Here is a 12,141-nt window from a genome sequence, read left to right as displayed (position 1 = left end):
AAATCCCCGACCTAAGCCGGGGATTCTTTCATTACGCCAGGATCAATCCTCGCGGTAGCGACGCAGCTTCAGCTGCTTGCCAGCCACGCGGGTGTCCTTGAGCTTGGACAGCAGCTTCTCGAGGCCGTCTTCCGGCAGCTCGACCAGGCTGAAGCTGTCGCGCACCTGGATGCGGCCGATAGCATCACGCGCCAGGCCACCTTCGTTGAGGATCGCACCCAGCAGGTTCTTGGCAGCGATGCCATCACGGGCACCCAGGGCGGTACGGCAACGCACGCGGCCTTCGGCCAACGGCAGCGGCGCACGACGCTCACGGTCACCACGGTCAGGGCGCTCGCCACGCTCACCGCGCTCGGTACGCTCACCACGCGGGGCAAAGCTCGGCACCAGCGGCTGCTCACGCTCTACCGCCGCCAGGTCCAGCGCCTGGCCATTGGTGGCCTTGCGCAGCAGGGCCGAAGCCAGGGCACGCGCACTGCAACCCAGGTCGGTGGTCAGGCGGTCGAACAGCTCGCCGTGGGTGGCTTCTGCTTCGGCTACCAGCGGCGCCAGGCTCGAGGTCAGCTTCTTGATGCGGGCATCCAGCACAGCCTGGGCATTCGGCAGGCGCGCTTCGGCAACCTTCTGCCCGGTTACACGCTCGATCACCTGCAGCATGCGGCGCTCACGCGGGGTAACCAGCAACAGTGCACGGCCATCGCGACCGGCACGGCCAGTACGGCCGATACGGTGTACGTAGGACTCCGGGTCGTACGGCATGTCGACGTTGAATACGTGAGTGATGCGCGGTACGTCCAGGCCACGGGCAGCGACGTCGGTGGCGACGACGATGTCCAGGCGGCCATCCTTGAGCGAGTCGATCACACGCTCACGCTGGTTCTGGGCGATGTCGCCGTTCAGTGCAGCAGCCTTGTAGCCTTTGGCTTCCAGCGCGGCGGCCAGGTCCAGGGTGGCTTGCTTGGTACGTACGAAGGCGATCAGCGCGTCGAACTCTTCCACTTCCAGCAGACGCAGCACAGCCGGGATCTTCTGGTCCGCGTGGACCATCAGGTGGGCCTGCTCGATCGCGGTAACGGTCTGGGTCTTGGTCTGGATCTTGACGTGCTTGGGTTCACGCAGGTGACGCTCGGCGATCGAACGGATCGACGACGGCAGGGTTGCGGAGAACAGTACGGTCTGACGGGTAGCCGGGATTGCGTCGAAGATCACTTCGAGGTCGTCCATGAAGCCCAGCTTCAGCATCTCGTCGGCTTCATCCAGTACCAGGTACTGTACGGTCGACAAGACTTTTTCGTCACGACGCAGGTGGTCGCACAGACGGCCCGGGGTGGCCACGACGATTTGCGCGCCGTTGCGGATCGCACGCAGCTGTGGGCCCATCGGGGCACCACCGTAGACGGCGACAACGTTCACGCCCGGCATCTGCTTGGCGTAGGTTTCGAAAGCGGTAGCAACTTGCAGCGCCAACTCACGGGTTGGCGCCAGGATCAGGGCTTGCGGTTCGCGCTTGCTCACATCGATCTTGTTCAGGATCGGCAGGGCGAAGGCAGCGGTTTTGCCGGTGCCAGTCTGCGCCTGGCCGATCATGTCGTGACCGGCGAGGATGATCGGGATCGATTGTTGCTGAATGGCGGACGGCTCTTCATAGCCGGTAGCCACAACGGCAGCAACAATGTTCGGATTAAGATCGAGAGCGGCGAAGCCGCCGGTTTCCTGGGTCATGGGTCTGCCTCTAGGTGCATCCGCAAAGACCCATGCTCCAAAGCTGCACATGCCTTGAAAGACCGTCAGGTCACCCAGGCAGCTTTGGCGGCGGGGATTTGCGAAAACGATTGAAAAAGAAAACTTGGGAAGGTCCGCCTAGCGGACGCGCAGCCGAAGCTGGACTCGGAGGATTTGCACCACCTGATTTTGAGGTCCGCTAAAAGACCGGCGCGTACTATACCTGAAATAGTCACGTACGTGAGGAAAATTTTCACGGGTGCAGGGCCAGCATCGGGCCACCAAGCACGACAGGCTGAATCGATAATCCCCTGAAGCCTTGCGCGCTCGGTATCGCAGCGGTTGAGCCTTTCAGGTAGCCGGCCGAATCTCGCGGATCAGCCCATCGAGGCTGTACCCCAAACGGGGCGCCAGCGCTTCGGCCCGGGCTCTCAAACCGTCCAGGTCCAGCGACTGCTCCAGGTCTGCCGGCACCAGCAGAATCACATTGCCCTCCTTCACAGGCAGTTCCCAGTAATGCCGGTGGTACAACCCGCGCAACAACGCTGCGCCCAGCGGCCTGCCATCATCGGTGGCCCACTGGTTGATCACCAGCCAGCCGCCCGGGTTCAGGTGTTGCTGGCAGTTTTCCAGAAAGTTCCACGCCAGGTGCCCGACCCCAGGACCATGGTCGGTGTACAAGTCAACGAACAGCAGGTCGGCCTTCTCTGCCGTGGGCAGCAACTCCAGGGCATCGCCGATGCGCACATACAGCCGTGGGTCGTCGTCCAGGCCCAGGTAATCCATGGCCAGGCGCGGCACATCCGGGCGCAGCTCGATGGCCTCGATGTCTTCAAGCGGCAGGAACTTCATGCAGGCCTGGGTCAGCGTGCCGGCGCCCAGGCCCAGAAACAGCGCGCTCTCCGGCGATTCGTGGCACAGCGCCCCCACCAGCATGGCGCGGGTATAGTCGTACTCCAGCCAGCTGGGGTCGGCCGTGAACACACAGCTTTGCTCGATCGCATCGCCGAACTCCAGAAAGCGGTAGTCGTCTACTTCGTACACGCTGATGACGCCAAAAGCATCCTCCACCCGTGCCAGCAGCCGCTCTTGCCGTTCCGCCGTCATGTCCACCACCCACCTGCGCAAAAACGCGCATTGTCCGCCAACACCCTGGATGCAACAAGCGCAGCGCCAACTGTTACCATGGCCCATAGCCTACAACCGACAATACCGAGCCCAAGATGAACCAACCGTGGAGCCCCGACAGCTGGCGCGCCCTGCCGATCCAGCAGCAACCGACCTACCCCGATGCCGCGCACCTGCTGAAGGTTGAACAGACCCTGGCCAGCTACCCGCCGCTGGTGTTCGCGGGTGAGGCGCGCGAGCTGCGTCGGCAGTTTGCCGAAGTCACTGAAGGGCGTGCCTTCCTGCTTCAGGGCGGCGATTGCGCCGAGAGCTTCGCCGAGTTCTCGGCTGCAAAAATCCGCGACACCTTCAAGGTGCTGCTGCAAATGGCCATTGTCATGACCTTTGCCGCCGGCTGCCCGGTAGTGAAAGTGGGGCGTATGGCCGGGCAGTTCGCCAAACCCCGCTCATCTGGCGATGAAACCATCGGCGACATCACCCTCCCCGCCTACCGCGGCGACATCGTCAACGGCATAGGTTTCGACGCCAAAAGCCGTATTCCGGACCCGGATCGCCTGCTGCAGGCCTACCACCAGGCCACCGCCAGCCTCAACTTGCTGCGCGCGTTCGCCCAGGGCGGGTTTGCCGACCTGCATCAGGTGCACAAGTGGAACCTGGACTTCATCGCCAACTCGGCGCTGGCCGACAAGTACCACCAGTTGGCCAATCGCATCGATGAAACCCTGGCGTTCATGCGTGCCTGTGGCCTGGACAGTGCGCCGCAACTGCGCGAAACCAGCTTCTTCACGGCCCACGAAGCACTGCTGCTGAACTATGAAGAAGCCTTCGTGCGCCAGGACAGCCTGACCGGCGACTACTACGACTGCTCGGCGCACATGCTGTGGATCGGCGACCGCACCCGCCAGCTCGATGGGGCCCATGTGGAGTTCCTGCGTGGCGTGCACAACCCGATTGGGGTCAAGGTTGGCCCGAGCATGAACCCCGAAGAGCTGATCCGCCTGATCGACACGCTCAACCCGGCCAACGACCCGGGGCGTTTGAACCTGATCGTGCGCATGGGCGCGGGCAAGGTTGGCGACCACTTGCCGGGGCTGATCCGCACGGTCGAGCGCGAGGGGCGCAAGGTGCTGTGGAGTTCCGATCCGATGCACGGCAACACCATCAAGGCCAGCAGCGGTTACAAGACCCGCGATTTTGCGCAGATTCTGGATGAGGTGAAGCAGTTCTTCCAGGTGCACCAGGCTGAGGGCAGCCATGCCGGCGGTATCCATATCGAGATGACTGGGCAGAACGTCACCGAATGCATCGGCGGTGCCCGGCCGATCACCGAGGATGCGTTGTCTGACCGGTATCACACTCATTGTGATCCGCGGATGAATGCTGATCAGTCGCTGGAGTTGGCGTTCCTGATTGCCGAAACCCTCAAGCAAGTGCGGCGCTGAGCGCTTTTCGCTTTTGCTTCTAAGCGCGCGGTAGTCCAGGCGACGCAGATTGCGACTTCAGGAGGCCGAGTGGAGGCCTTGCGGAGGGAGATGACGGGCATGAATGCCCGTCAAGCGCTGAGGCCCCATGGATGGGGCCTGCAGCGCGTGCTCCCGGGAGCAAGGCCCGGAGCGAGGGGACCCCGGAGCGCAGCGTAGGGGCCGGATGATGGGAGCCGACGGTTTTTGGTCCCTTTTTGCCACGACAAAAAGGGACCCGCCGTAAGGGCGGAAAGGTGAGTTGGCGTCGCCATCGCAAACGGACTGTACGCCCGATCAGAACCAGCGCTAAAGCTTTGGGCTCTTGGGCCTTTGGGTTGTGCGCTTTCACATCAAGTAGACATACATTCACGATGTTGGCGCCTATTCACCTTTCCGCCCTTCCGGCGGGTTACTTTGGTCGTGGCCAAAGTAACCAAAACCGTCGGCTCCCATCATCCGGCCCCTACGCTACGCTTCGGGGTCCCCTCGCTCCGGGCTTGCTCCCGGGAGGACCGCGCTGCAGGCCCCATCCTGGGGCCCAGCGCTTGACGGGCATCCATGCCCGTCACCTCCCTCCGCAAGCCCTGCGCTCGGCCTCCTGAAGTCGCAATCTGCATCGCCTGAACTACCGCGCGCTTAGAAGCAAAAGCCAAAGCAAGAGCAACAGCGTTCTTCCAAGTACACCAGGCCGAGGGCAGCCATGCCGGCGATATCCTTATCCAGATGACCGGGCAGAACCTCACCGAATGCATCGGCGGTGCCGGCCGATCACCGAGTTCGCTTTTGATTTTGCTTCTAAGCGCGCGGTAGTTCAGGCGACGCAGATTGCGACTTCAGGAGGCCGAGTGGAGGCCTTGCGGAGGGAGATGACGGGCATGGATGCCCGTCAAGCGCTGAGGCCCCATGGATGGGGCCTGCAGCGCGTGCTCCTGGGAGCAAGGCCGGAGCGAGGGGACCCCGGAGCGCAGCGCAGGGGCCGGATGATGGGAGCCGACGGTTTTTGGTCCCTTTTTGCCACGACAAAAAGGGACCCGCCGTAAGGGCGGAAAGGTGAGTCGGCGTCGCCATCGCAAACGGACTGTACGCCCGATCAGAACCGGCGCTCGGCCTCCTGAAGTCGCAATCTGCGTCGCCTGAACTACCGCGCGCTTAGAAGCAAAAGCCAAAGCAAGAGCAAGAGCAAGAGCAAGAGCAAGAGCAGGAGCAGAAGCGACTGCCACGCCTGGCATCACTTCCTCAGTGGATCATCCCAGAAATGCCGCTTGGCCTCTTGCTGGATATCCGCCCGACTCAACCCCAGATCGTGCAAGGTTGCATCACTGAGGCTGGCCAGCTCCTGACGCTGACGGTACAGCTCCAGCCAACGCGCCGGACGCTGCAGGGCCGCATGCCACAGGTAGCTCAGGGAAAAGGCAGGTTGCTGGATGCTGCTGACATGACCTTTCATCGTGAAGCCCTCCGTGTTGATGGCCTCAGTCTCACGCCAGGCATAAGATCAATCCAACGAATGTTTCTGATGCGATGCATCTCGGAGATTGATGTAATGTCCCAGTACCAAAGCCTCGACGCGGACGTCCTGCGCACCTTCGTCGCCATTGCCGAGCAAGGCGGCTTTACCCGTGCAGGCGAAGTGGTCAACCGCACCCAGTCAGCCGTCAGCATGCAGATGAAACGCCTGGAAGAAGACGTTCTGCAGCGCCAGCTCTTCGAACGTGATGGCCGTCAGGTGCGGCTGACCGCCGAAGGCCAGGTCCTGCTGGGGTATGCCCGGCGCATTCTCAAATTGCATGGCGAAGTGTTCAACACCCTGCGCATGCCGCACATGGTTGGACTGGTGCGCATCGGCACACCGGACGACTACGCCATGCGCTTCCTCCCGACCATCCTGTCGAGCTTTGCCCAGGCCTACCCGCTGGTGCAGGTGGAAGTGCATTGCGACTCGTCCAAGCATCTGATGCTGCGCCAGGATCTGGACCTGACCATCGTCACCCGCGAGCCCGGCAACGAGATTGGCCAGTTGCTGCGCCAGGAACGCCTGGTGTGGGCCGCGGCAGAAGGCTTTTGCCCGCACGAACAACGGCCGATGCCGGTGGCGCTGTTCAACACCGACTGCTTCTGTCGCGCCTGGACCTGCAATGCGCTGGAGGCACAGGGCATCGACTACCGTATTGCCTACACCAGCCCGAGCCTGGCGGCAATCTTTGCCATCGTCACAGCCGGGCTGGCAGTGACCGCGCAGTTGCAGAGCCTGATCGGGGGCAACATCCGGGTACTGGGTGAGAGCGAAGGGCTGCCGCAATTACCGATGGCCAATGTAATGCTGGTGCGCAGTACCCAGACCCCCTCGCCCATTACCGACTGCATGGCCGACTACATCGTTGAGGGTTTCAAGTAATCTGGGGCCGCAAAGCGGCCCAAAAATCTCACAGCTCAAACCCCAGCATCACCGCACAGACCACCAGAAACACGCAGAACATTGCCCGCAATGCCTTCTCCGGCAACGCGTGGGCCAGCTTCACGCCCCAGCTGATGCTGAGCAAGCCCCCCACCGCCAACGGAATCCCCACCCCCCAGTCAACGCTATGGTGCACGCCATAGGTCACCAGCGTGACTACGGTACTCGGCGCCGCCAGCGCCAGTGACAACCCCTGCGCCACCACCTGGGTAGCGCCGAACACACTGGTCAGGACCGGCGTGGCCACCACGGCCCCACCCACCCCGAACAAGCCGCCCATTGTGCCGGCAAAGCTGCCCAGCACACCCAGCCACGGCCAGGAATGACGCAGCTCGGCACTCGGCGGCGACACTTTCATGAACATCCGCACCACGTTCCACACCGCCAGCACCACCAGAAAGCCGACAAAACCCAGGCGCATGGAATGCGCATCAAGCCCCACCGCCCAGATCGACCCCAGCCAGGCAAACAGGAAGCTGCACGCCGACAGCGGCAACGCATGGCGCAACGCGATGCGGTTGCGCTGGTGATACCGCCACAGCGCCAGCAGCACGTTCGGCACCACCATCACCAACGCGGTCCCCTGCGCCAACTGCTGGTCCAGGCCGAAGAGCACGCCCAGCGCCGGAATCGCAATCAGCCCGCCGCCTATGCCAAACAAGCCCCCCATAGTGCCTAGGGCTGCGCCCAGCACGATATACAACAACCACTCGATCATCAGGGCCTCGTCCGCCTGTACCAATAATGCGAGCATGCTAACGATTGCGCGCTGGCGGGGAAACGCACAGCAGCGCACAATGGCTGTGCGTTTTTCGCAAAAGCAAGGCAGCCATGAGCCCCGATACCCTGACCGACCAATTGAGCCTGTTCCTCGATGTACTGGAAACCGGCAGCTTTTCTGCCGCCGCCCGTCGCCACCCGCTGACCCCGTCTGCGGTAGCACGGCGCATCGACAACCTGGAAAGCGCCGTCGGCAGCCGCCTGTTCACCCGCAGCACCCACGCGGTGCGGGCCACGCCTGCAGGCAATGCCTTTGCCGAACGGGCCAGGCGCATCATCGAGGAGTTGCGCCTGGCCAGGGCTGAAGCGGTGTCACTGAGCAATGCCCCGGAAGGCCTGATCCGCATCGACGCACCTGCCGCGTTTGGCCGCCGCCACCTGGCCCCGGCCATTGCCGACTTCCTGGTGGCCTACCCGGGCCTGGACGTGCAACTGCGGTTGATCGACAGCTTCGTCGACCTGCAGGGCAGCCACCTGGGCGAGGTCGACCTGGTGCTGCGCGCCGGCCCTTTGGCCGACACCCGCCTGGTCGCCACGCCGCTCGCCTACATGGTGCGCATCGCCTGCGCCAGCCCCGCCTACCTGGCCAGCCGCGGCATCCCCACCTGCCCCAGCGAACTGCCCGGGCATGACGGGCTCGACTGGGATGGCCTGGCGCCGCCGTTCGCCTGGCGCTTCAGTGTGGCCGGGCAAACCCGCCTGTATCGCCCCGCGCGCATGCGCATGGCCGCCAACAACGCCGAAACCCTGTTGTTCGGCGCCCTCGCCGGCCTGGGGATAGCCCACCTTCCCACCTGGCTGATCAGTGAATACCTGCTGCGCGGTGAGCTGATCCCGTTGTTCTGCGACGGCGGCTTGCCTGAAGCCGAGACCAGCGGCATTTACGCGCTACGCCTGGCACATGAAACGAACTCTCGCAGCCGTTTGCTGCTCGAATTCCTCAAGAGCCGATTCAGCCCGATTCCACCCTGGGACCTGGCCTTGCGCAGTGAACTGCGCGATTAACTCGCGCACTGATGATCAGCGTGCCAGAATTTTCCATTGATCACTTTCAAGGACCTGCATGAACGCCGACACCCAAGCCTCCTGTGACGAGCTGCTGCTGGACAATCAGGTCTGTTTCGCCCTGCACTCCACCTCGTTGCTGATGACCAAGGTCTACAAGCCGCTGCTGCAGGCGCTGGGCCTGACCTACCCGCAATACCTTGCCATGCTCGTGCTCTGGGAGCGTGACGGCCTGACCGTGGGCGAAATCAGCCAGCACCTGCTGACCGACCCGGGCTCGCTGACCCCGCTGCTCAAGCGCCTGGAAAGCGAAGGCCTGTTGCAGCGTAACCGCAGCCGCGAAGATGAACGGGTAGTGATGGTGCAACTGACCGACAAGGGCCGCGCCCTGCAACAGCAGGCCAAAGAGGTGCCGCAATGCATTCTCAAGGCCAGCGGGCGCAGCCTGGAGCAGCTGCAGCAACTGCAAGCCGACCTGCTGATCCTGCGCGACAACCTGCAAAAAAACCTCTGAACGCTATGCTGTGAAATGGCCGTTCCGATGAACGGCGATGATTTATCTTGCGCGCTAACTAATTGCGCGCTAATTTAAATCCCACACCAACCCCCGCCCTCCTGCAAACGGGAGTGCACAGCACATTAGCGAGGCTCAAGATGCAAAAGGTCACTCCGCTGTACATCGCAGAAGCAACCTCCACCGGTGGGCGCGACGGCAAATCCCGCTCCAGCGACGACAAGCTCGTCGTCAGCCTGAGCACCCCCAAGGAACTGGGTGGCGCGGGCGGTGACGGCACCAACCCCGAGCAGATGTTCGCCGCCGGTTACTCGGCCTGCTTCATCGGCGCCTTGAAGTTCGTGGCCGGGCAAGAGAAGAAAGCCCTGCCGGCAGATACCTCGATCACCGCCAAGGTGGGCATCGGCCAGATCCCGGGCGGTTTCGGCCTGGACATCGACCTGCACATCAACCTGCCGGGCCTGGCCCAGGCCGATGCCGAAGGGCTGGTGGAAAAGGCGCACCAGGTGTGCCCGTATTCCAATGCCACCCGCGGTAATGTGGATGTGCGCCTGCACGTAACCGTCTAAGGCGCAAAGGCTTGCGCGATCCCCTATGGGAGCGGGTTTACCCGCGAAGAATACACCGCGGTGGATGGCACGGGCTCCGCCCGTGTTCACGGGCAAGCCCGCTCCCACACGGATCTGCGCCAGCTTTTAGAAATTGAGCACGACAGTTGCACCCACAAAAGCACGAGCACACAGGCATAAAAAAACCCGGCTTGCGCCGGGTTTTTTGCGTCTCGCAAGAAGCATTACTTCTTGGAACGGCCTTTGAAGCTGTTGTCGCGAGTGTCGATGTCGATCCACTCGTCGATCTGGATGAAGTCGGCAACCGAGATCTCGGTACCGTTCGCCAGCTTGGCAGGCTTCATGACTTTGCCGGAGGTGTCACCGCGAGCAGCGTTCTCGGTGTAGACAACTTTACGGCTGATGGTGGTCGGCAGCTCAACCGACACCAGACGGCCTTCGAAGAACACGGCTTCGCAGACGTCTTCCATGCCTTCTTCGATGTACGGCAGAACGGCTTCGATGTCTTCGGCGTTCAGCTCGTACATGGTGTAGTCGGTGGTGTCCATGAAGGTGTACTCGTCACCATTGATGAACGACAGGGTCGCTTCTTTGCGATCCAGGATCACGTCGTCCAGCTTGTCGTCCGCACCGTACACGGTTTCGGTCTTGTAGCCGGTCAGCAGGTTCTTCAGCTTGGTCTTCATGATCGCGCTGTTACGGCCCGACTTGGTGAACTCAGCTTTTTGAACCAGCCACGGGTCGTTGTCGATCCGCAGTACGGTACCGGGTTTCAGTTCTTTACCAGTTTTCATTACGAAGTATCCGAATCTGGATGGATTTATAAAAATCGAGGCCGCGTATCATAGCGAATTTCGGTAAAAGTGTACTAGCGCTTCGGCAAGGTCCGGCTGAGCGGCCTGTCGCGCCCCCCAACGGCGGGCATGCTGCTGCAGTTCCGGCCAATGCTGGCGGGCCGCCCGCCAGGCCTGGCCCATGTCGAAATCCATGTTCCATGCACGCCACAGGCCCAACAGGGCTGCATCGGCATCGTCTGACAGGCCGCAGCGATAATGCGCGAGGAACGCTTCGAGCTTTTCCCAATGAGCATTCTCGTCCTGCACATAGATGTGCCACAGCATCGGCTGCCCCGCCCACTGCGCACGCACGAACGAGTCTTCGCCACGCACGGCATTGAAATCGCAGCTCCATAGCAGCCGGTCGAAGTCGTCCTGGCTGACGAAAGGCAGTACCTGAACGGTCAGCGCCCCACGCGTGCGCACATCACCCACGTGCAGCGGCCCCTCGCCCAGCCACTGGCTGAGCCCCGCGACGATGCGCCCCTGCGGGACCAACAGGTGGCAGGCCTGGTCAGCCGTGGCCAGGGCATCAAGCCAGCTGCCCAGCTGTGGGTTTTCATAGGCGAACAGCGAGATCAGCAACGCACCCGGCACAGGGTCTACACCAAGCCCCTGCAAAAAGGCACGGCGCGCCTCCGCCGACTGCTGGAACGCATCACGCCGGGCCAGCAGCGAACCCTCGCGCAGCAAACCGCCCGTTTTGTCGGTAAAGCCCGGGAAAAAGAATACCTTGCGCAAACCGTTGGGCTGCGGCGAAGGCAACCCATGGCAACCCTCCACCCAGTCCTCGGCACTCAGGTACTCGAGGTTGAGCCAGAGCGGCGGCTGCGGACGGGCACGCATGGCCTCGACATACGCCGCCGGCAACTGGCAGGCAAACGCGCCGATCACCACATCGGCCGGCGCCACCGGCAACCACGCTGCCGGCCAGTGGCGCACATCCACGCCGTGCTGCCACTGTTGCGCAGCCGTGGCGTCGGCGCCAGGGCACATGGGCGTGAAAGCGTTGAGGTCATCCACCCACAGGCGCACCGCCAGGCCGTGCTCGGCCACCAACTGCCGGGCCAGGCGCCAGGTCACGCCGATATCGCCGTAGTTGTCGACGACGCTGCAGAAGATGTCCCAGGTGGCTTTCATGCGCCCCTCCCGTGCTGGTGCAAAAACCGCGAATTCTGCGCATAAATTGGCGCTGACAAAAGCACCTGCGCAGAAAAATGCCCAAGCGCATGCGACAATGCCCCCCTACCACGCTGCCAGGAGGCTGCCATGCCACGCCACCGTGAACTGAAGATCACCCTCAAGCCGTTGCCGTTGATCATGTGCGTTGCCTTGGGCCTGTGGCTGGGCGCCATGGCCATTGCCGTGAGCCTGTGGCTGGCACAACAGTTGTGGCCCCAGCAGGTGCAACCGCTGGCCCAGGTTGTAGCCCCCCACGCCTACCGTGCCGCTGCAACACCCGCGCCGGCCACTGCCCAGGATGGCCAGGCCGAGATGTTCGAACGCTACAAGGACATCCTGCACAAACAGGCGCTGCAACAGGCCGCCGATGCCGCACAGGGCAACCCGCGCAACCTCAACAGCCCCAAGTGCCAGTTCTGGCTACAGCAAAACCGTACCGCGCCCACCGAAAAAAGCCAGGCCAACGTGCTGGAGTTCTGTTACTGAC

The 12,141-nt window shown here is 62.7% G+C and carries 11 protein-coding genes and 2 pseudogenes; 7 read left to right on the top strand and 6 right to left on the bottom strand.

The features are described from left to right. Positions 1-42: 42 nt before the first annotated feature. Together J3A98_RS04550 and J3A98_RS04545 are read right to left on the bottom strand one after the other, a co-directional pair. Positions 43-1,756 (bottom strand): annotated as a pseudogene (locus J3A98_RS04550) (DEAD/DEAH box helicase). 317 nt (positions 1,757-2,073) lie between these two features. Further along, positions 2,074-2,829: a hypothetical protein gene (locus tag J3A98_RS04545; RefSeq protein WP_010952896.1), complete on the bottom strand. Its 756-nt coding sequence runs from the start codon at positions 2,827-2,829 to the stop codon at positions 2,074-2,076. Positions 2,830-2,945: 116 nt separating this feature from the next. Between J3A98_RS04545 and J3A98_RS04540 the strand changes: the two genes are divergently transcribed. Together J3A98_RS04540 and J3A98_RS04535 are read left to right on the top strand one after the other, a co-directional pair. Beyond that, a complete protein-coding gene (locus J3A98_RS04540) occupies positions 2,946-4,292 on the top strand; it encodes a 3-deoxy-7-phosphoheptulonate synthase class II (protein WP_209964332.1) in 1,347 nt (448 codons plus the stop codon). A 690-nt stretch (positions 4,293-4,982) separates the two neighbouring features. Continuing rightward, a pseudogene (locus J3A98_RS04535) lies at positions 4,983-5,075 on the top strand (3-deoxy-7-phosphoheptulonate synthase); the annotation flags it as partial. A 466-nt stretch (positions 5,076-5,541) separates the two neighbouring features. Here the strand turns inward: J3A98_RS04535 and J3A98_RS04530 are convergent. Next, positions 5,542-5,760: a DUF1127 domain-containing protein gene (locus J3A98_RS04530; RefSeq protein WP_209964330.1), complete on the bottom strand. Its 219-nt coding sequence runs from the start codon at positions 5,758-5,760 to the stop codon at positions 5,542-5,544. A 96-nt stretch (positions 5,761-5,856) separates the two neighbouring features. On the opposite strand from J3A98_RS04530, the gene J3A98_RS04525 reads away from it, so the two are divergent. Beyond that, positions 5,857-6,708 carry a LysR substrate-binding domain-containing protein gene (locus J3A98_RS04525; protein ID WP_209964328.1) on the top strand — a complete coding sequence of 284 codons (852 nt, stop codon included), beginning with the start codon at positions 5,857-5,859 and terminating at the stop codon, positions 6,706-6,708. Positions 6,709-6,736: 28 nt separating this feature from the next. Here J3A98_RS04525 and J3A98_RS04520 read toward each other — a convergent pair whose 3' ends face one another. After that, positions 6,737-7,486 carry a sulfite exporter TauE/SafE family protein gene (locus J3A98_RS04520; protein ID WP_209969736.1) on the bottom strand — a complete coding sequence of 250 codons (750 nt, stop codon included), beginning with the start codon at positions 7,484-7,486 and terminating at the stop codon, positions 6,737-6,739. 113 nt (positions 7,487-7,599) lie between these two features. On the opposite strand from J3A98_RS04520, the gene J3A98_RS04515 reads away from it, so the two are divergent. The 3 genes from J3A98_RS04515 to J3A98_RS04505 all read left to right on the top strand — a co-directional run bounded on the left by J3A98_RS04515 (position 7,600) and on the right by J3A98_RS04505 (position 9,636). Then, positions 7,600-8,553 carry a LysR family transcriptional regulator gene (locus J3A98_RS04515; RefSeq protein ID WP_010952891.1) on the top strand — a complete coding sequence of 318 codons (954 nt, stop codon included), beginning with the start codon at positions 7,600-7,602 and terminating at the stop codon, positions 8,551-8,553. A gap of 58 nt (positions 8,554-8,611) precedes the next feature. After that, complete coding sequence (locus J3A98_RS04510; protein ID WP_020192084.1) at positions 8,612-9,067, top strand: MarR family transcriptional regulator; 456 nt, start codon at positions 8,612-8,614, stop codon at positions 9,065-9,067. A gap of 140 nt (positions 9,068-9,207) precedes the next feature. Further along, positions 9,208-9,636, top strand: coding sequence for an organic hydroperoxide resistance protein (locus J3A98_RS04505; protein WP_209964326.1), 429 nt, complete (start codon positions 9,208-9,210; stop codon positions 9,634-9,636). A 224-nt stretch (positions 9,637-9,860) separates the two neighbouring features. Here J3A98_RS04505 and efp read toward each other — a convergent pair whose 3' ends face one another. Both efp and earP read right to left on the bottom strand, forming a co-directional pair. Further along, positions 9,861-10,430 (bottom strand): elongation factor P, encoded by a 570-nt coding sequence (efp, locus tag J3A98_RS04500; protein ID WP_003252871.1) that lies wholly within the window; start codon positions 10,428-10,430, stop codon positions 9,861-9,863. 48 nt (positions 10,431-10,478) lie between these two features. Continuing rightward, positions 10,479-11,612, bottom strand: coding sequence for an elongation factor P maturation arginine rhamnosyltransferase EarP (gene earP, locus J3A98_RS04495; protein WP_209964324.1), 1,134 nt, complete (start codon positions 11,610-11,612; stop codon positions 10,479-10,481). Between the two features lie 129 nt (positions 11,613-11,741). Here earP and J3A98_RS04490 point away from each other — a divergent pair, with 129 nt between their 5' ends. Next, positions 11,742-12,140, top strand: a complete 399-nt coding sequence (locus J3A98_RS04490; RefSeq protein ID WP_209964321.1) for a hypothetical protein — start codon at positions 11,742-11,744, stop codon at positions 12,138-12,140. Position 12,141: the final 1 nt, after the last annotated feature.

The sequence above is a fragment of the Pseudomonas sp. BP6 genome (genome assembly GCF_017875935.1).
In the GTDB taxonomy this organism is placed as follows: Bacteria; Pseudomonadota; Gammaproteobacteria; order Pseudomonadales; family Pseudomonadaceae; genus Aquipseudomonas; species Aquipseudomonas putida_Y.
The sequence above is the reverse complement of the archived record's forward strand: the minus strand, read 5'-3'. Positions and strand labels throughout refer to the sequence as shown.